This is a genomic window from Paenibacillus oryzae (assembly GCF_001675045.1).
In the GTDB taxonomy this organism is placed as follows: Bacteria; Bacillota; Bacilli; order Paenibacillales; family Paenibacillaceae; genus Pristimantibacillus; species Pristimantibacillus oryzae.
In genome coordinates this window covers 26,975-47,434 of record NZ_LYPA01000068.1, presented here as the reverse complement: position 1 = coordinate 47,434, position 20,460 = coordinate 26,975, and the positions used below count along the sequence as shown (strand labels likewise).

Annotated in this window: 18 protein-coding genes and 1 pseudogene; 18 read left to right on the top strand and 1 reads right to left on the bottom strand. The window is 44.7% G+C overall.

Features of this window, described 5'->3' with window-relative positions:
* Positions 1 to 55: 55 nt before the first annotated feature.
* Positions 56 to 583 (top strand): hypothetical protein, encoded by a 528-nt coding sequence (locus A7K91_RS18860; protein WP_068685628.1) that lies wholly within the window; start codon positions 56 to 58, stop codon positions 581 to 583.
* A 192-nt stretch (positions 584 to 775) separates the two neighbouring features.
* Positions 776 to 1,513, top strand: a complete 738-nt coding sequence (locus A7K91_RS18855; protein ID WP_068685626.1) for an NAD-dependent protein deacylase — start codon at positions 776 to 778, stop codon at positions 1,511 to 1,513.
* A 74-nt stretch (positions 1,514 to 1,587) separates the two neighbouring features.
* On the opposite strand, the gene A7K91_RS18850 is transcribed toward A7K91_RS18855, so the two are convergent.
* Positions 1,588 to 2,505: a stalk domain-containing protein gene (locus A7K91_RS18850; RefSeq protein ID WP_068685624.1), complete on the bottom strand. Its 918-nt coding sequence runs from the start codon at positions 2,503 to 2,505 to the stop codon at positions 1,588 to 1,590.
* A 238-nt stretch (positions 2,506 to 2,743) separates the two neighbouring features.
* On the opposite strand from A7K91_RS18850, the pseudogene A7K91_RS18845 reads away from it, so the two are divergent.
* The 16 genes and pseudogenes from A7K91_RS18845 to A7K91_RS18770 all read left to right on the top strand — a co-directional run.
* A pseudogene (locus A7K91_RS18845) lies at positions 2,744 to 2,938 on the top strand (RNA polymerase subunit sigma-70); the annotation flags it as partial.
* Positions 2,939 to 3,140: 202 nt separating this feature from the next.
* Positions 3,141 to 3,410: a hypothetical protein gene (locus tag A7K91_RS18840; protein WP_068685620.1), complete on the top strand. Its 270-nt coding sequence runs from the start codon at positions 3,141 to 3,143 to the stop codon at positions 3,408 to 3,410.
* A gap of 320 nt (positions 3,411 to 3,730) precedes the next feature.
* On the top strand, positions 3,731 to 3,880 hold the full coding sequence (locus A7K91_RS26545) for a hypothetical protein (RefSeq protein WP_156739664.1): 150 nt from the start codon (positions 3,731 to 3,733) through the stop codon (positions 3,878 to 3,880).
* A gap of 55 nt (positions 3,881 to 3,935) precedes the next feature.
* Positions 3,936 to 5,099 (top strand): DUF6155 family protein, encoded by a 1,164-nt coding sequence (locus A7K91_RS18830; RefSeq protein WP_245697654.1) that lies wholly within the window; start codon positions 3,936 to 3,938, stop codon positions 5,097 to 5,099.
* Positions 5,100 to 5,111: 12 nt separating this feature from the next.
* Positions 5,112 to 5,750 (top strand): UPF0158 family protein, encoded by a 639-nt coding sequence (locus tag A7K91_RS18825; protein WP_068685613.1) that lies wholly within the window; start codon positions 5,112 to 5,114, stop codon positions 5,748 to 5,750.
* 466 nt (positions 5,751 to 6,216) lie between these two features.
* On the top strand, positions 6,217 to 6,708 hold the full coding sequence (locus A7K91_RS18815) for a PH domain-containing protein (RefSeq protein WP_068685611.1): 492 nt from the start codon (positions 6,217 to 6,219) through the stop codon (positions 6,706 to 6,708).
* Positions 6,701 to 6,874 carry a hypothetical protein gene (locus A7K91_RS26540; protein ID WP_156739663.1) on the top strand — a complete coding sequence of 58 codons (174 nt, stop codon included), beginning with the start codon at positions 6,701 to 6,703 and terminating at the stop codon, positions 6,872 to 6,874. The genes A7K91_RS18815 and A7K91_RS26540 overlap by 8 nt, the downstream gene beginning before the upstream one ends.
* A gap of 101 nt (positions 6,875 to 6,975) precedes the next feature.
* Positions 6,976 to 7,992 carry a PH domain-containing protein gene (locus A7K91_RS18810; protein WP_169833431.1) on the top strand — a complete coding sequence of 339 codons (1,017 nt, stop codon included), beginning with the start codon at positions 6,976 to 6,978 and terminating at the stop codon, positions 7,990 to 7,992.
* 16 nt (positions 7,993 to 8,008) lie between these two features.
* Positions 8,009 to 9,073: a restriction endonuclease-related protein gene (locus A7K91_RS18805; protein WP_068685607.1), complete on the top strand. Its 1,065-nt coding sequence runs from the start codon at positions 8,009 to 8,011 to the stop codon at positions 9,071 to 9,073.
* Positions 9,070 to 12,159, top strand: a complete 3,090-nt coding sequence (locus tag A7K91_RS18800) for a pPIWI_RE_Z domain-containing protein (protein WP_068685605.1) — start codon at positions 9,070 to 9,072, stop codon at positions 12,157 to 12,159. The genes A7K91_RS18805 and A7K91_RS18800 overlap by 4 nt, the downstream gene beginning before the upstream one ends.
* Entirely contained in the window at positions 12,143 to 14,611 is a 2,469-nt protein-coding gene (locus A7K91_RS18795) for a pPIWI_RE module domain-containing protein (protein WP_068685603.1), read from the top strand. The genes A7K91_RS18800 and A7K91_RS18795 overlap by 17 nt, the downstream gene beginning before the upstream one ends.
* Positions 14,612 to 14,625: 14 nt before the next feature.
* Positions 14,626 to 15,588, top strand: coding sequence for a 3'-5' exoribonuclease YhaM family protein (locus A7K91_RS18790; protein ID WP_068685602.1), 963 nt, complete (start codon positions 14,626 to 14,628; stop codon positions 15,586 to 15,588).
* Between the two features lie 85 nt (positions 15,589 to 15,673).
* Positions 15,674 to 16,795: a Fic family protein gene (locus tag A7K91_RS18785; RefSeq protein WP_068685601.1), complete on the top strand. Its 1,122-nt coding sequence runs from the start codon at positions 15,674 to 15,676 to the stop codon at positions 16,793 to 16,795.
* 376 nt (positions 16,796 to 17,171) lie between these two features.
* A complete protein-coding gene (locus A7K91_RS18780) occupies positions 17,172 to 18,122 on the top strand; it encodes a helix-turn-helix transcriptional regulator (protein ID WP_068685670.1) in 951 nt (316 codons plus the stop codon).
* 138 nt (positions 18,123 to 18,260) lie between these two features.
* Positions 18,261 to 18,614, top strand: coding sequence for a hypothetical protein (locus A7K91_RS18775; RefSeq protein ID WP_068685600.1), 354 nt, complete (start codon positions 18,261 to 18,263; stop codon positions 18,612 to 18,614).
* Positions 18,592 to 19,839 (top strand): vWA domain-containing protein, encoded by a 1,248-nt coding sequence (locus tag A7K91_RS18770; RefSeq protein WP_068685597.1) that lies wholly within the window; start codon positions 18,592 to 18,594, stop codon positions 19,837 to 19,839. Before A7K91_RS18775 ends, A7K91_RS18770 begins: the two co-directional genes overlap by 23 nt.
* Positions 19,840 to 20,460: the final 621 nt, after the last annotated feature.

Below are 20,460 nucleotides of genomic sequence, written 5' to 3'. Positions count from 1 at the left end.
CGCTTTTATATATGATAATGATGTAATCTTTATATGAAAAAGGGAGAGAGACAACATGAAAAAAATCGCTGTATTGGGTATGGCTTTTCTGCTGGCGGCTGGTTTGGTAACAGGCTGCGGCGGCAAAGAGGACGGAAACAAAGGCAAAGACGCGCCTGATGTGGTAACAAGCGCATCTGTTGTTGACAACAACGAGGCATTTGTGAAAGCAATCAGCAAGGACGGTACATGGATTGCCGCTACGCTGAACGATCTGACGTTTGACAAAGAGCTTGTGGTTGAAGGCGAATTTACGAATAAAGATGCTATTGCCCGTAAAATCGCGCTGTACACACAAGATGCCGATCACAACATTACGGCATCGTTTAAGCTGACCGCTCCAAAGCTTGTTATTAAAAGCGAAAACACACGTCTGCAAGGCGGTACGTTTGTAGGCGACGTCTATGTGGAAGCTAACGGCTTTGTTGTAACAAAAGCAACCGTTGAAGGCAATGTATATTTCGCGAATGACGAATACAAAGCATCGTTTGATGCTTCCAACGAAGGCAAGGTTACCGGCGTAACCGAAGTAAAAGCTCAATAATTGAAAAGCTCTACACAGAAGCATTTTCCGCAGGTTGACCAGCGGGGAATGCTTTTTTTTATTAGCAGCGAATGATGCGGCTTTTCATTACATTTTTACCTATCTATAATAGACATTAAGACAGGGCTGCGATTATTGCGCGGACGGCTGTTGAATGAGCTTAAGCTAATTTGCGGTTCAGGAGGGGCATCTATGAATAAGGCAAGCGGCGCTGCCAAGCTAAAAGAAATGGTGGAGCATAGCCGATATATTGTGTTTTTTGGCGGAGCCGGCGTATCGACGGAAAGCGGTATTCCGGATTTTCGGTCTGCGGAAGGGCTCTTTCGGAAGGTGGATAATCGGCGTGTATCGCCGGAGGAAATATTGAGCCGCGATTTTTTCAGAAGGTATCCAGAGGAATTTTATAGTTTTTATACCTCCAGCCTGATCCATGCGGAGGCTCGTCCCAATGCCGCTCATCTTGCACTCGCCGAGCTGGAGAAGCAAGGCAAGCTAAAGGCTGTTATTACTCAAAATATTGATGGCTTGCACGGGATGGCCGGGAGCGTTAACGTGCTGGAGCTGCATGGTTCTGTCCAGCGGAATTATTGCATGGACTGCCGGGAGCCGTATCCCTTGTCCCTCATTGTAGAAAGCAGGGGAGAGGTGCCTCGCTGTACGTTATGCGGGGGCATCATCAAACCGGATGTTGTGCTTTATCAGGAAAGTCTGGATATGGCATTGTTGGAGAGCGCAGCCCAATATATGGCGAAAGCCGACATGCTGATCGTCGCCGGCACTTCGTTGTCGGTTCAGCCGGCTGCCGGACTGGTCAAGCTATACCGGGGCGACAGGCTTGTGCTGATTAACAAAGCGCCAACGCCTATGGATCGTTATGCCGACTTGCTGCTGAATGAAAAAGTCGGACAAGCATTGGAGCCTTTTCTCTGATCCGGCGGCAAGCACTGGTTTATTAAATGGCATGTTCCGGTGCTTGCTTCATGGATTGGTCAATTAAAAAACGTTTACCCCGGGAAAGCCAAGACGTTTTCATCATCAGCATCAAATTTTCGAATACCCATCGAAATGCCATTATAATACGTGTAAACATCACCGGTATATTTGTCTACCCACACATCGTACATAAGATGCATGACGTAATATCGGTCATTCTCGGCCTGAACGGCCATATTGGCAATAAGGTAACGCAAGTTTTCCTTTTCGTCGGAGCTATCGGTTTTTTTGTCCTCTGTTGGCGAAGAAAAAGCTCCGAATTTTTTTTCATAGGCTTTTATAAGCAGGCTTTTTGCTATTTCAACGGCATTGTCTTTAGAAAGATAGTCGAATTGCTTGGGATAATAGCTGATCATGATATGAGGCATGCGGTCCACGATATGCGCCAAACGGCTGTCAGTCCCGTCAAAATAGCTCACCGACCCCTGAAGCAGCGTTTCCACAAAGCTGACGGGCATATACAACTGATTGTTTATAATAGCAGGAGCGCTCTCCAATTGAATGTTCTGTTTCCCGGATTGGATAACGGGATTGCCTGCTGTTATTACAGCCCGCATACCGTTACCCGTAATGATTGCCTGCTCTATATCTCTTTCCCATAACGTTTGAAACTCCAATGGGCCGGATAATTTAGATAAAGGTGCAAAAAATTGCTCATCAACAAGCAATACTTTCGCATTCTTAATAATGGATCCGTTAATAAACAGGCCTATAGACTCCTCGCTAATATCTTCGATACTTCCATCGCCATATTGAATATAGGACTCCGCCGCGCGTTCTCCTTCATATAAAGCAATGTCTACCTTGTCCAGATTGGTTTGGGACAGCCGGTACGGTGAGTCATCATTGGGCTTCGGCATAAATGAGCAGCCGCTCAATACCAGCAGTGCAATCCCCACCCCGACAGCGCCTAATAAAAACTTGCGCATCACAAATCTACTCCTCTTCAAAAATGATCAAATATATGCTTTTCCCAATTGGAAAAAATAACACAACTATAGTAATTGACGGAATTGGTTGAATTTAGGTTGCGTTGTAATAGAATCGTCAATTTTTAAAGGATACAAGCACGTATAGGCGGTCGCCCACATACACTATAAAACTGATGTTCTTCTACGCGGGGACTGTGATGCGTCCTCGCCAATTCAGCATGGGGGTGGCCGGACGATGGGATTGTTTGCAACGATTGCTTTGTTTATCAAGCAGTTGTCACTGCTCGTTTCTTATGTCAAAAATAATGCGTTTCCTCAACCATTGAAGGAAGAGGAGGAAGCAAAACATTTGGCGCTGATGGCGGAAGGAAACGCCAATTCGCGCAACCTTCTCATTGAGCACAACCTTCGTTTAGTCGCGCATATCGTCAACACGTTGTGAACACGAACCAACGTCAGGAAACGGCACGGTTTGTGTGCAGCGGGCGGTTTGTAAGGTGAGGGTGGACGAGTCATATGGGGGATAAGCCGGTCTGGTAGGGCCGGCTTATCTGCTTCTTCTAGGTTCGGGGCGGTGTGTGTTATACTGATGATAAAAGAGCGGGAAAGCTTATGACAAGGGGTGACATCGAATGGAAAAGGTCAATTCACTGGAAGATTTGATGGAGAACATATCGAATATGAGCCGCGACAATTCCGTTTACCAATTTCATATTCCAGGGAAAGGAAAGTTCACTCTCGTTTTGCAAGAGGAAGAGCAGAGGTCCATTCAAGCTGATGTTGAGGCTAGTCTGGAATTGAAGGCCATGATTGAACAAAGCAGGAAGGAATTCAAGCTTGGCAAAGCGATGAGTACATCGGAGTTACTGAACTCCTTATCTCCAGAGAATTTTCGGTCATGAACCGTGTAGTTTTATGGTCTCCGACAGTAAGATACAAGCTCTCTCAATTTCGCAGCGAGCGATTTACCCCCGAGGAAACGTACGATTTCATATCTCATTTCATTCTAGAAACAGAAGTTATACTCACCAATCCTATTATAGGCAAAGCATATACAGAGGAAAGCGGCACTTATGTTGGACTGTCGCGTATCGTAGTGAAGAGGTTTAGGATTTTCTTTGAACAACAGGAGAATGAAGTTTGGATTGTTGCATTATTGTTTCCCGGAGAGAAATGAAGAATGAATGTTCAAATTGTATAATTGGGAGGAAAACAGTTATCTATGCCCCTGCCAAATAAGCCGAACCAAAAAATGTCTGAGGACGATTGCTCCATTGACGATATCCTTGAATCGGCTGGAATTTTAACTCCGGAACAAGCTACGCATTTGACTGATGAAAAAAGAAGGATGCGTGAAGAAGAATGGGATTGAATCTAATAGCCAACCCATTGTAATTCCGCCAGGGTTACAGTGGGTTTTTGTATGCATGGAATACCACAAAGGAGAACTGACGATCATGGTTTATAGATGCAGAATCGAACTGAATGAGATCGCCCCGAAAATATGGAGGGAGTTTCAATTTCATCCGGACGTGACGTTTCACCAGCTTCACAAACTCATTCAAGTAGTCATGGGATGGGAAAATTATCATTTGTACGAATTCCATGTGAATGGGCAAGTTGTCGGGCTGCCTGATCCGACATTTGAGCATATGGAAGACCGTGAGGTGTTGAACGCACGTAGGGAAACCGTTAAGAAGCATGTTCAAGAGGAAAACAGCTCATTTACCTACGTCTATGATTTTGGCGATGATTGGCAGCACACCGTTACATTGATCAAAATCGACTCAACGAAATCCGATCCAGCTCCATTGTGTCTGGATGGAGCACGTAGCTGTCCGCAGGAAGATGTAGGAGGCGTTTGGGGCCATCAGCATCTGTTGGAAGTCTTGCTCACTCCCAATCATCCGGAGCGGGAACATTTTATCGACTGGGTTCGCAAAGGTTATGATCCCGAACATTTCTCCAGCGAAGAAGTGAATCGGGAAATCCAGCGGTTGAAGGACAAGCTGATCCCAAAAGCACTGCTTAAGCGACCGGAGGGAAATAAGCCTGTAAAGCTGACGAAATCGGCGCTGAATAAGCATCTGAAGCAGCTAAATAGCGACCAGCTTATCGATTTGGTTAAGGCTTGTTATGGCGCCAGCAAAGATATGGAGAGGTTCCTTGCTGTAAGAATACTGGGCGATGAAGCGGTAGAATCCTTGTTTCAAGAATACCGCAAGAAGGTGGAGCAAGAGTTTTTCCCTGAACGTGGTCATGGGAAGCTAAGACTTCAAGAAGCGAAACAAGCAATATCAGAATTCGAAAGACTAACCGAAAGCGTCCCGTTCAGTCTGGAATTGAAGCTGATTTACGTGGAAAATGGAGTCGACTTCACCCTAAGCTACGGGGATATCGATGAACGCTTTTACTATAGTATGGCGTCCATGTATGCCGATATCATCGATCAAGTGAATGAAGATGAAACGGCCGTTTTGTTCGACGAATTCGAGGAGCGTCTTGAAGCCGTTGTTTCGAAATCAGAAGGGATCGGCTGGGGTTTTCATGACAACTTAGCTGAATTGCATGCTCAAATACGTTGGATTTAGGTGAGGGGCTTTATGCGCGTCAGGAAGCAAAAGATGCGGACTAATGCTAATTCGGAGTCCGCAGGGCTGTTGGAACAAGACGAGAATTTCTACTTTATCGCCGGATATACGGATTTGGGTTTCCCCTATGGTATCACGTGGAAGGAATATGAGGCGGAACAACGTGGAGAAGAGAAAAAAGTGACGGCAGTTGGAGGCAAATCTATGAAAGAATTAAACTTGAACAAGCAGCAGCTTCAGGAGATCGTAGATGCCTACGACATGTACGTAGAAGGAATAGAATTCTTCCTGAATATCGAAACGGGCGATGTTATCATGTTGCGGACGTTTGACATGGATGAAGAGGATGAAGAATTAAGCGAGATTATTGAAGAAGGCTTCAATGAAACATACTTTCAGATCCCGGAACGGGTGACGGATGAAGGGTACGCGAATATGATGGAGTTTGCAGCAACGATTGAAGACAAAAAGCTTCACTCCACTTTGATGAACATAATAAGCGGTGGCAAAAGAATGTTCCGAAGATTCAAGGATGCTTTATCTTCCGATAGCGAACAGCTAGAGCAGTATTACCAGTTTGTTGAAGAACAGAATCGTAAACGTGTTTTTGATTGGTTGGAATCCATTCCTGTGAAGTTGATACTCGAGTAATACAGAATTGTTTTGGCAGGGATTCCGGTGATGAGGGTGGACGAGCTTTCGGTTCAGATTCATTACCTGGTTGACCTTACCCAATCAAAGTGAGCTAATTCGAAAGCGAGGAAGAACATGATATTTGAAATTACAAGCAGTATGGAGAGGGAAATTAGAGAATGGGATCAATGTATCCCAGTTGATGTATCCGGTGCCAAGTTTGCCTACACCTTCATTCCGACTGGCCTTGGAATTATAATCAAGATCCAGTGCGATGTTTGCAAAAGAGAATTGTTGCTGAGTGATGTGGATTAGGGGGTTGTTTAATCTAAAACACACGAGGACAACAGGCGATCATGGTGGAGTGAAAGAACGGCTAAGTTCCTTAGTCGTTTTTTTGTGATTCGAACATTCGTTCGCTGACAGACTGTGGTCAATGCTCATTGATATATTAATATTAGAGTTGCCATAGGAGTTGATTACATTGGAACAAAAGCTTCACCCGAATGTCATTCGGTATTGGCAAGTTAGTTACGGCTTACATACGTTCAAATGGATTCTGATCAGCTGCATCCCGGTCATGCTCAGGATATTTTGGTTACCTGGCTGGGGTTGGTTAGCCTTGATTTCTTGTCTGGCGGTATCTTTTTTCTTCATCAAGGGACTTGCCTTCATTTGTTTCGGCGTCTACATAAAATACTCACAAAGAAGCTATCTCTTAAATGACGACGAGCTGATGATTCGATGGGGGAATGTATGGTCAGATAATTCGTCCATTATTCCGCTTAGCCGGGTGCAGCATGTGGATAAAGAACAAGACATGCTTGCCAAACGATGGGGATTATCGGAATTGACCATTACAACGGCTGGAGATCATCACTTTATTATGGGACTGACAGAAGAGGTCGCCTCTTGGCTGCGCAGGCGAATCATTGAATTATCTAAATTAGACAACAAGGATGCTTATTATGATTAAGCGGCATCATCCCATTACCCTCGTCTATAAAATCTACAGTCAAATCCGGTATTCGATTATTCCTCTTGCCGCGTTTTTCTATAACGAGATTCAGGAAGGTACCGGACAACAACCTGATTGGGTATATCTCGCAGCCATAGTTTACGGTGCTGTGACAGGCTGCTAGGGATTGCTAATGTTGAACTTCAAACGAGTGATTCAAATGCGGATGCCGATGCCCGGTAAGTTATAACCCGAAAGATGGCGGACTTACTCAAGAAATCTATCGTGCTGATCGAAAACCGAAGTACGATCCCTTTAAATAAAGAACACCATGTGAGTAGTAAAGAAATCATGATGCTTTCCATGAGTTCAAATACCTTCTGGCTGGGACTTCCTCTCACGATCGTTGTCATTCAACATTTGTGGGGGTGGTTATTTCCTACACCTGAAGAGGAGCAAGTCAGTCTCATGGATCTTCTCAACAAAGATACTTGGAGCGGGGTAACCTTAGAAAACAGTATAGCAGTGTCACTGTATTTGGTAGCATTCTTGGGGATCTGCACAATGGTTACTTGGCTGTTCTCCATAGGGATGGCACGATTTCGTTACAAGGGTTGGCATCTAGTAAGAACCGGAGATGTCATTTCTATTCATCATGGTTGGATGGAGCGGAAATCAATACAGATTCAGATGAAACGTATCCAATCCCTACGAATCAAAGAGCTGATGTTTGGGAGCTTGTACGGATATGCATCCTTATGCATGGATTGCGTTGGATATTCAGGAGAACGGAGCGTCAAATTGCTGATACCTTCCATCCGTACATCGGAACTGACCGAAGTGCTGGGCCGTTTGCTTCCCGAGTTCCAATTCCAAACGCCCACTCGAGCTCTACATCGAAACGCGAAGTTTTCTATAGCGACTTCAGTTATCTTGTTACTCGTAATCGGTATCTTAATAGGTTGTTATTTTACCATGTGGTTCCTGACAATCGTTCCGATTATTTACTTCGTCTACAAACATATTTCACACATCTATGTTCATACGAAATGGGAAATCGCTGCTAACTTGTTTATCTTGCGCAAAGCCAGCTTCAATCAGACGACTGTGTACCTCTTGCGTGAATCCATAGAGTCCATAAGTACCAGACAATCATGGTGGCAGCGGTTATTTCGTATTTATCGGCTGGAAATGGACAGCGATTCTCCTGCTAACGTACGCGAATACCAAATGTCGGGGGTTACGAAAGAAGACTGCGATGAAATTCTAAGGTGGTATAAGAATAAGAACCATAAATCTTGAACCAGGTGGTGTTCAAATGGAAAAGGATCAAGCCGTAAGAGATTGTCTATTGAATGTAATCTCCGGGTTGGAACAATGGGGGAATGAACTCGGTGAGCCGCCGGCTCTGTTGCGTCAAGGGCATATGCAGTTTGTTCGCCTACTAATGTTGGAGGGAAAGGAAGCGCCAATCGATTTGCCTTCAGTTATTCAATTGTTGCAAAAACCGGCAGAAGAATGGGGAATTGTAGTAGCCGGCATCTATCCGGAGGACGCGCCGCTCTTGATTCCGGACCTGGGCCTGTCACCAGACGCACGTGAATTTAAAATCATGTACGATTCGCCTGAAGAAGCTCAGACACAAGAAATAGTAGAGATATTGCGTTATTGCCGAGGGACAAAGCCGAGGCTAGAGGAGAAGTACCGAAAACTTCGAGAGTTCCTTATTACCAATCCGGTTGTATCTGCTTATCGTTTAATGGAGTTTGGGCTGGAGCTTAAGGATACAGAACTGATGAAAAAGCTTAGTCGCTGTTATGAAGAAATTTCTGACGATGTAGAACGATATCGCAAATGTCCACGATGCGGATGGACGCTGGAATTTCGTAACGATCACTGGCAATGCGGGGCAGAAGATCTTTGTGGGAAACTGGCCAGTCGCGGAGAGCTTAAGAAATGGGAAACCCATGAGCCCATGCATCGATTGCGTTATGGAATTTATCGGTACACGATGTTGCCAGGGTTAGCTGAACTTGCAGCTAAAGATTGGTTAACGAAGAAAGGCTACAAGGTTACACTATTTCCACAAGTTGATCGGTTTGATTTAGCCGTCGAATTGGATACGCATATCGTCTATCTGGATATGAAAGATTTTAAGCATCCCCTACATTTGGCTAGCTTCTTTAATAATATGCAACCACACCAACTAGAGAAGTATCGAGACCCTCATGTGTATATCGTCATTCCACAATACCGAACAAACATATACCCCAGTTATTCAAGACTCGTTACACAAGCACTCATGACCCATGCGAGTCATCTAAAGGTCATAAATGAGAAGGATGTGCAGAAGCATTTAGCAGGGGAGGCAACGAAGAAATGAGAGTATCGTATTGGACCTATTTTGAGGAGTTCCTTCCACGTCTCTTGCCGTCTGGATTGCCGCGGCAATCCATTGAAACCATTTATACTGTCGAAATGTTCGTCACGGGCTGTTTGATGGTCGATCCTGCGATTGACATTCGTGAGGGATATTCGATTTTATCAGGCTATGATTCTCCTATACTTCCCAAGCATGCTAGGAAGGAGATTGCGCACCGGATAAGAGTTTTATATAGTGCCTTGCGCTCAAGGATGACATGGGATCATTTACTCGAACAGTATGAAGAACTATCGGTTGATTATAGATTATATGAAAACGACGGTAGTCATTGGAGACTACGGACCCCTACCTTATTTTCCGATCGCGGGAAATGGTACGAGCAATTATTAGAACAGCCTGTTGCGCATCAGTCAAAGGACATACGCTTTGCTACAGCGGGCAAGTTCCACTACAACAAATATAATCAGGAACAAGAGCCCATTCGTTATGGCGGAGAAATTCTACCGCCGTTGGATAATACGTCAACCTTTCCGAGATATAGACCGAAGGGGAATTTTGCACTTCAGCTTGGTGACGAACATACTTATCAGACTGAGGGGATGCGAGAAGCTTCGGCAGCATCGGAATGGAAGGAACGGGCAGGAATTGGCCTTAAACTAAAATCACTGACAAACCCTAGTATCCGACAGTTTGAGTATAAGGGACTACAGCATATCGTGGGGGGACTGGGATCGGGAAAATCCACTTTAATGGTGTTGGAGACGGATCGCTTAGTCCGAGAGGGGGCTCGCATCGGATTTATCGAGAGCAGTGTTCCTCAAGTATTAAATCGAGTTAAAGAACTTCGTTTATTGGGCATTCATGCTGTTCCTGTAATTGGGAGATCAGGCCGCCGTAAACATCAGAAAGATTATATATCCGCCCGTCGTCATCAGATTCGGGATGTAACGGATTGGGGGCAGGATTCTTATCTGGAACTCCGAAATGTATCCGATTTTTGCATCATCCATGCCCTTGCCAACGACCATGAAAATACGACCGATTATCCATGTCGTCAGATCATTCAGCAGGAGAAAAAGCGCATATGCCCTTATGCAGCCAGTTGCGGAATCTATCGTGATTTCGCAGCCCTGATCCAAGCGGAAGTATGGGTTACAACCTCAGCAAGCATATTGAAAACAAAACTACCTGTTATGCTGGACCCTTATGAGAGAACAATCTATGAAGCGATGTATGACTTGTTAGACATCATTTTCGTTGATGAAGCCGATGCGGTTCAGAAGCAATTCGACGATTCCTTCGTGTCCGAGATTGCATTGTTTGGTAACTCTCAGCATCTCTTTGAAAAGACCCTGTTAGAATCCTTTCGGAAAACGATAGGTTATTATGGTAAGTATGCACATGACGAGGTTGTACAAGACTGGATGGATGTACTGAATCGCCTTGAAAGCACCATTCGCCGCGGTGTATATCGCACATTGAATTTATCGCCTGAATTCGCTCAGTTTTTGTACCGGAAGCTATTACGACTCTCTACCGAAGTTTATCGTATTAGTGGTGCTTTTGCTAAGGATGAACAGGATCGAGAGAGAATCGAACAGGAATTACGCAACTATGCGGATCACCCATTGGATCACCTTATCTATCCAGATGTAATGAAAATGCTGCAAGCTCGAACGAAGAAGCAGCGGGAACAAGCTCTAACTACCATTCTCCATAAGTTGGGCTGTGAGCCAAGCCCTGTTGGAAGATTGAAATTCCCGGTACATTCGTTGGAATTATATTTATGTCTGGCACTTATTGATCATGATATACAAGTGTTCATGGATCTATATCCGCTAGTACAAGCCAAATTAGGGAAATTATCTGAATTCGAGGGGCTTTACACGATTCAACGTGAATTTTCAGCAATTATGAAAGATGCGATGACAGGACGTATGACCGGATATCTGTATGAAGTAAAACCTGGGAATGACACGGGTACATTCAAAGCCGTTCAGTATTCAGGTGTCGGTCGGCTTCTCCTTGAAGACTGGCAATCGATCTACGCTGGAATAGATGGATATGAAGGTCCTGCGGTTGTTCTGCTTTCAGGTACAAGTCTGGCGCCAGGATCAGCCCATTATCATATTGCATCGTTGCCTGGCTGGCTGTTGGAATCCAATCTGGCTGTTCCAGTCATTCACCAGGAATATTATCCGATCTATGAGCATGGAAAGGAAAAACCTATCTCAATATCCGGTGAGATTGAGGATAGGAGAGAACGAAATTTACGTACGTTATCCGCCAAGTTAATGCCCAAGATTGAACAAGAATTAATGGAGTGGGGTTACTCGGGAGTGAATCGTAAAGTATTGTTGATTGTTAACTCCTATGAAGACGTTGCTGATGTCGGAGCCGTATTTGCATCACATTCTTCTTGGAAAAATAGATACCGCCTATTAACGAGGGACCCGGATCCTTTTTACGAAGCCGAGTTTTCAAGAGCAGAATTAGAGCGGTTTGCTAACGAAAACGCTGATGTGCTGATTGCACCTTTACTTGCGATAAGTCGTGGTTATAACATTCTGGATGATACGAAAGGTTCATTATTCGGATCTGTGTTTTTTATGATACGGCCATATCCGATTCCGCAAGACATGAAATATCTCATCCAACTGCTGCATGCCAAACTGCCTGACTTCATTGAACGTGCCGATTTTGAAGGCAAGCTTTATAAACAGGCACTGGACCTTATTCGCAGCGAAAGTAATAGCTTGCTCCACCGGATGTACCGTAAACCAGACTATTGGTCCGTTCTGAATCCTGCGGAGAGAAAGACCATAGCCTGGTATACGTTTATCCCAGTCTGGCAAACGATTGGAAGGCTTCTTCGTAAAGGCACACCGGCCAGAGTGTTCTACTGCGATGGTAAATTTCTAGCTCAGCCTATGCGCACGGATGTTGGGGAATCGATGTTGGATTACTGGCTGAAGATCATGGTGGATCATGAATCGAATCCAGCATTTCGCAGTTTATATGGACCATTTATAGACAGTATGAAAGACATGATGGAAAGGAATGAGGCTCATGAGTCGGACTGGTAAAAAACTGCAGCTGTATGCTTTCGAGAGCGATCAAGATGTTTGGAATAATAAGCAGATCTATCTACTGGATATTCCAACGGTTTGGAGGGAATTTATTCGTCAGTTTTATAATGGCGTTAAGCTGCCCTTTGCGACTAAACCATTAGGTAAAAAACTGCAAAGTATATTTCCACAGATCGTCTCGGTGAATAATCAATTTTATCAAGATGAAAACCGTCCGTGGCTCATTGCAACGCAGCCAGTCCCGGTGGGAATGATTTTATTGCTGGCTAAGGGATGGATGAACCAAATAGCAACGAGGCAGGGCGTAGCTGCACCGGATGATTTGGATATGAATACAATGGACTGGCGAAGCGAGGCGGTAGATTCCATTTTGAATCGTGATTCAAGGTTAGAATATGAATTGCTGCCAGCTCTTGTTGCCCATCAATTTTGCTTGAGTCCGAAGCAACTACATCTTGAGCAACAGGATGAGCTAGTTGAGCTTACGTTCTCGCAAGTATATGCTACGCAAAGGGCAGAGTGCATGTCTGAGCCCATAACCACTAGAGCTGGTACTTTTTCTTATGTCGTCCGATTTCGGCTGCAGTATCGAGCTGGGGAGCATGGACGCCTTCTTTTGATGGTTTCGGCTGGAATAAGGCGGTTTATTACAAAACCTCAGGAGACAAAATATCTGAAGGGCGGTATTAATAGCACGTTACTGATTTCCATGGACAATCCCCTTATTAATGATAATGCAATGGGATTACGTTCCTATGCGAGTTTATCCTTCCGAAGAGAAGGTGGAATTGGGTCTTATACTCGTTGGTCTGAAGGGCTCGACGAATTGTTTTGTGATGTTTTGTGGGGCAATTCATTATCAACAGAGGACATTTTAACAAATCCAGCTAATTATCATACAGGTAGTTCCTCTAAGATATGGATCGTTCATAATAATAGAGTTTTTAATCATTCCCCCTATATTGAAGCGGGCATTAGTATTCAGGAAAAAATGGGTTTCTACGAGATGGTGCGAGGAAGTTTGTCCGACTGGAGACCGCTTGCGCCGCTGCCACTTGTGCAGAAACCGAAGCGAGAAGGGACAGGGGGCCGAGTGAAAGGACTGATCCCACCAGTTTACTGCGCGCATGATAAAGATTTTGTACTTGAAGTGTGGGGATCGGACTCTTTATATCAATGTGTCATTGAAGCATTGAAAGCTAAGAAATATAAAGGAAAGTTGCTGGCTGAACAAGTCGACGGAGATGTCTTTAGGTTGAACTCTTCCTCTCGAAACCGCATCATTGTGGTCAAGTGTGACAGGAAGGACTATGTAGATGGCTTGGATCGTGGAGCACTTAAGGACCTGGCGGATGAACATCGAACCAACAAAATCCTCCGAAGCATCGAACATGTTAAAGGGAATCAAGCCCTAACTTGCTCATTGATTGAAATATTACCTAAAGATGAATGGAAAAAGCTTGGCGAAGGAACCGACCCCAAGCAAGCTGTTCGTAAAGGGTTTCAATTAACGGGGAGGATGACTCAATTTGTCTATCCCGAAAGCGGGGCCAAGAAGTCTAAACGAAAGAAGGATAAACCAGAGTCAAACTATATTCACAAAGTCTTCAACTGTATCTTGGATTTATTGGGGGACACGGGAGTTATCGATTACAAGGCATATCTGGATGTCAATGAACAACGTCCCATCATAGCCTATGATCTGGTTTCGGGTGATAAAGGAATCTATGCGATTCTGACGAAATTCGAAAACGGTATACTAATGGTAAAGAGCCGAGGCCTTGAGGAATGGGTGCCTTTGTCGGAAGCTGTGTTGCAGACAGATCAGTTTGATCCGCTTCCCAAAGCTCCAGATGCGCAGAAGAAGGAGATGGCCCGTTGGTTCGGAGAGCAGTTAAGAGTGGAGCGAATGATCGGTAAGGAGCCAATCGTGTTAGTTGAAGCGGGGCTTCGATATAAAGGACTGGATGGGATTCAAAACAACAAAATTGTCCGTGGGAAGGACCCAGAATTACCTGGATGGATTCAAAACGAACGCGGAATGACTGTTATTCGTGTTAATTCCAACGATGATGTTCCAGCCTACGGTTTTATCCCTATGTCTTTCTCTATTGGCGTTTATTCGGATCACGAGTCCGGATTGTATTATGGTGTGGGGAACAAACCTAAGACCCAGATGAACATTGCCAAGGCCATGACCAAGTATGATAACTTGGGAACGGCTTTTCAACAACCTCGAGTTGTCGAATATATGCCATTAGGTCCGATGGATAGGCAAGACCGAGAGCGTCTAGCTTGGACGGTGCATCGCTTACGTGAGGTATGCATTACCTTTGAATCGACTACTGCACAGCCTTATCCTCTGAAAATGACGGGGACGTTAAAGAAATATTTGCAATTCAAGGAATATGGGTTTTCTGAGGCAGAGGCAGAGTTTTTGGAGTTGTAGATGGGGGTGATAGCATGACGTTGATTAAAGACCTGAGTACAAATGATGAATTTGTCGGCTTCTATTTATTGAAGGAGCTGGAACTGAAGCAAACCAACACATCGCCGGCAAAGGACTACTTTGATTTGGTGCTGTGTGATTCCAGTGGACAGTTGCCTGCCAAGTATTGGGATGTGAAAGAAACGGAAAGAGACAACTTTTCTCCGATGACGCTGATCAAGGTTCAAGGAGTTGTTCAGTTATATCGGGAAAAACCGCAGCTTAAGATCATCAGGATTCGCAATATAAGGGAAGAAGACGGTGTGTCTCTAACCGATTTTATTCGAGCTGCACCAATGGGATCTACGGAATTATTAGAAGTCATAGACAGAGTCATTGAGAGTATTTCGGATCCGGTGATTCGCGATATTGTAAGCTTTTGCGTCGATAAGGTGAGAGAGAAACTAGCTCATTATCCAGCGGCCAAAATGCACCATCATGCATACTTCGCAGGCTTGGCCTATCATGTCGTTCGTATGCTGGAGATTGGAGAGTTCCTTTGCAAGCAGAGGCCATTTCTAAATGCGGACATGATCAAAGCGGGAATTATCCTGCATGATATCGCAAAGCCAGAGGAAATGATCGCTCAGCTTGGGGTCGTGACAGATTACAGCACCCAGGGTAAGTTGATCGGTCATATTGCCATGGCGGCTAGTTGGATCACTGAAGCGGCTTTGCGGCTGGAGCTTCCACTCGATTCGCAACAAGTGATCGGATTGCAGCACCTTATTCTCTCACACCATAACCTCGGGGAATGGGGAAGCCCGGTACAGCCGCAAACGGCGGAAGCAGTAGCGCTGCATCATATCGACGCACTGGATGCTAAGCTGCAGATGGCAGAGGATGCACTAAGTGCCACTTCTGACAAGGAGTTGTGGACACAGCCCATCCGAGGGCTGGAGAATAAAGCGTTGTATAAGATGACATTTAGAAATTGAAATATACGTAGAAAATGCAATGAAATAAAAATACTTTGCGGCAAAATAGCGGCAATGGTATAATGTTATTGAGGAAGGTGATGTTATGTTTACCCCCAAATATTCAATAACGGACGCCATTGCCCGCAGACTAATGGATATACAACGCGCCAGCGTTGTGGTGGATTTGCTTCCATTGCCCGCATCTATTCTGGACTTGCTTAAGAAAGAATCGATGGAAAAGACGGTCATCCTTTCAACGAAAATTGAAGGAAACACGCTTGATGAGGCGACAAAGCGAAAAGTCTTGTACCAAACGAGCAATGACAATGAAGAGCAGGAAGTTTATAACTTAATGAAAGCCTTAGAATACCTGGATGCAGCAGAAAAAAGGCAGCTTCCTGTCACAGAGGAATTGATTAAAAAACTGCATGCCATTATCCGAATATCCCACGGACGAAGACCGCGTGTTAGCGAGTATCGCGAAGAACAAAATCAAGTTGGCAGCCGCAATGCTTCTGGTTTTTATTTACCGCCAGAATGGCAAGATGTTCCGGTATTAATGGAAGATTTGGTTGCTTGGGTGAATTCGCCAGAAACCTATTCGGTTCCGGTGCCGATCAAGGCTGGGATATTCATGTGGCAATTTCTAACGATTCATCCGTATTTGGACGGTAATGGTCGAACAGCCCGGATGATTACGACCTATCTTTTACGTCGCGGTGGTCATGGACTGAAGGGTTTATTCGTATTAGAGAATTTCTACGACCGCAACTTAGCTGAGTATTATCGTCGACTCCAGTTGGGTCTCCATCACAATTATTATTTTGGGCGGAACGAGGCTGACTTGACGCCCTGGCTGGAATTCTTTATTGATGGTTTGGCGGAGGTTTTTCAAGAAGCCGCTGCCATTGTAACAGAGAAATCCGTCCAAATGACCAAAATCGAACCGGATCTGATTCGCAAGTTAGATCCCCAGCAAAGAATGGTGTTCGCTCAACTAACCTTCAAACAAGACACCTTGACGACAAGTGAAATGAGAGACCTGCTGCGCTTGTCGGATCGTTCAATAAGGGAAAAGGTGAGCAATTGGAGAGAAGAAGGTTTCATCGAGCCGCGCGATCAAGACGCCAAAAGAGTTCGTTCTGTCAAATTATCTGCGGAATACGAGAAGCTGGCTCAAGACATTCGGAATGCCCCGGATAAGTTTGCCCATTTTCTAAAATGAATGCAGTACCGCGATCTCAAGATGAGATTTCGCGGTGCTTTTTTTAATTGGCAGAACGTATATTCGCTGACAATCTATGGTCGTTGCGATTTGTCGTGAAGGATACAGTCATTGTCGAACTTACACCGAGCATAGAGGAAGTATATACCATTAAAACGACAGAGGAGGTTGCGTATTTTCCCTTCTTAGGCAGGAAGAACTAGGTGAAGTGTAGAATCCCCAATATGATAAGAATTTACATTGCATATGCCAAGATGGGAGATATCGCATGACGGATATAATTCCATGGAGATTTTGTACGAAGATCAGATTGTTCGGTGACTGTGCTGTTCTATTGTTATGGGTGTAACCTATTATGGAAAACAGAGGGGATTATATGATTGATAAAGTCATCCGCATTTTTAATATCATTAACGCTATTCAGGCAAACCCTGGAATCTCGGCAAAAGATCTTGCTTTCAAATGTGATGTGAATATCCGGACAATTTATAGAGATATGGATATACTTGAACTGATTGCTCCGGTTTCCAGAGAAGGCAGGGGAACCGGATATCGGTTTATGGGTAAGTTCTTCCTGTATCCTCTTAACTTTACCGAACAAGAAGCTCTCGTGTTTTCGCTGCTCCCTTCCATGCTGGACAAGGATAAGCTGCCTCCAGGCTTCGACACAGCATATGATAAGGTAATGGGCACTCATCTTAAAGAGAAATCTCGACAAAATAGTATCATTGAGGATATCGTCGGTGTCATTCAAATGGGTACACCTGCATACCGTCAAGAAAGTCCAAATTTTTTGCAGCCTATCATTCAAGCCATCTTGGAGCATAAAACAATCGACGTCGTCTACCATACGCAATACCGCAATGAAACGACGGAACGCAAAATCGATCCCTATTTTCTCGTCCCACGCGATCAGCGGTTTTATTTGATCGGGTATTGTCACTTAGCGCAGGACATTCGGACCTTTCGGATCAGCCGTTTTCAGCAGGTGGAGCTTACCGGGCAGCAGTTTGACAAAGGCGATTTCAATATCAAAAAATACTTGAAAAACACGTGGTCCATAGATCGTGGGGAAAAGAACGTCACGTTCAAAGTTCGATTCGATGCTGAAGTCGCCCGTTATATTAGGGAAGAAGAACTTTTCGTACACCCGCGAATGAAGGACCAGAAGGACGGCAGCCTTATTTTTGAAGTCACGGTCAATAATGAAAAGGAGTTTTTGAGATGGATCCTGCAGTATGGTCCGTCGGCGGAAATTGTGGAGCCCAAAGCCGTCCGGGAATCGTTAAAACAGCAGTTGTCGCAGTGGATCATGATGTATCAATAGGAGTAACCAATAGAGCAGCCTCGCTTCGCTATGAAGCGGGGTTTCTTTGTACGAACATCTATTCGCTGACAAACAGGTGCCCAAGGGAAAGTTTAAGATAGCAAGTACAAGGATGAAATGAAGGAGGACATTGGCCAAATGAAGCTCATCATAACGAAACACGCTTTTGAACGTTATTGTGAGAGAGCGGCGACATGTCAAGACGACTTCTATCATTTTCAAAATCAATTGTGGAAGTTATCGAGAAAAGATTTTTGTTTTTTGGAGTGGAAGGGAAAACCTGCGGTCTACTTTGATAAGACCTATTGGCGTTATGTGCGAGATGAAGAAACAAATACCATTACTTTAATCACGTGCCTTGGAATTCTGGAATATATCGGTATTCGTAAATGGGGGAATTATGTATCTGCCAAAAACAGCCGCGCAGCAAAGAAGTTAATGAAATCTATTCGGAGAAAGGAGATGCAAGATGAATCAACCTGTGTTGTTTAACCATTCATGGAGTAAGCCGTTTTTGCCGACTGGAGGAGCGGAGAAGATTTATCTCCTCATCGAAGCACATGGGGTTGGAAGGATGAATGCCGCCAAAGACCGCGCTCCGATCAATCTTTCTCTGGTATTGGACCGTAGCGGGTCCATGTCGGGAGAACCACTGATGTACAGCAAAAAAGCGTGTCGGTTTGTCGCAGAACAAATGAATATCAATGATCTACTCAGTCTAGTCGCATTTGATGACCAGGTTAGAACCGTTTTACCGCCTGCAAAAGTGACGCATAAGGATCTGATCAAGCAGCGCATAGATACAATTGAGGCTGGTGGAACAACGAATCTCAGCGGAGGCTTGATCGAAGGTGCGCAGCATGTCCGGAAGAACAAGGCCGAAGGAATGGTGTACCGTGTAATTCTGTTGTCAGATGGTCATGCCAACGAAGGGATCACGGATCGTGAGAAGCTGTTCGCAATTACAAAGGAATACCGTTCTTCTGGTGTCGGGATCAGTGCTATGGGCGTCGGCGACGGTTTCGATGAAGAATTGATGGAAGGCATTGCGGAGCATGGTGGCGGAAACTTCTACTATATTGACAAGGCAGATGACATTCCTTCGATTTTTCAACAAGAGTTGCAGGGGCTGCTATCCGTAGTCGCTCAGAATCTCAAGCTAAGGCTGATTCCATCGGGTGGAACACAAATTGTCGGACTTTATGGGTATCCGGTGGATGATCAAGAAGGGCATCCCATTATCCACGCCGGCGACCTTTATCAGGATGAAGTAAAGTCCGTTCTCGTAGAATTGGCTTTTCATCCTCATACACAGGGTGAGCATAATGTGCTCCAATTATCCTGGGAGTACGTTGATGTCACGGAGAACGCTGTAGCTTGCAGCATTACCATTGATGTAATGGCTGTTTTCACGTCGGATATCAATTTGCTAAACGTGCCCGGAAACCCCGAAGTGGTACAGCAGGTTGAGCTGACCAAATCTGCGAAGGTCATTGAAGAAGCCATGGTAGCGTTTGATCAAGGGGATATGGAACATGGTCAGAAACTGCTGAAAGGCCAGGCGGATCAAATGCTTCAAATGTCCGTAACCATGAGCAGCCCGGTCATGGCCGAGGAGTCAGCGAAGCTATACAGTCAGCTGGTAAATTTCGAGTATTCCAGCAAGAAGCGTAAGGAGCTTCATCAAGAAAAGTATCGCCGGATGAAACGTAAGTAATGAATGGTTCCCCAAGCCAGACGATTCAGATCCTATTGGACTAATGGAGTGTCGAAAAGTGGGAATATTGGTCTAAATTTAGAAGGAGAATCAGTTAATTTGAAGAATAAGTAAGTGTTAAATGCCATGAAGAAGTATTTGCTCTATGACGAAAAGAAGCGATGTTCCTGCTGCGGTTCCAAGATAAGTGGATAAATTCATCATTCATAGAGAAACAAGACAAGTTTAGTAGGGGGAAGAAGACCTTGCAAGCACTTGAAACATGGAATCGAATTATTGAACGCGCCCAGAGCCAATCTTCCGAGATACATATCGCCCCACAAAACAAAAGGGCACCATTGTGGTTTCGAGTCAATACGGATGGATCTAAACTTATCATCAGTGAAGCAAAGGATAATGGACCAAGCTCCATTCTGAAAATGCCCCGGACCATTACATTCAAAGAATTCGAAAGAATATATCCCTATTATCATGTACGGCTTAAAGGGACCTCTGTAAGTCAAGAAGTCACGAGTAAATCGGTAAATTCAGTTTACATTTACGGGCTGATTGCAGATGCGTTAACGAACCTCGCTTGATCCCAAGCGAGGTGTTTCGTTTTTCGGAACATACATTCGCTGA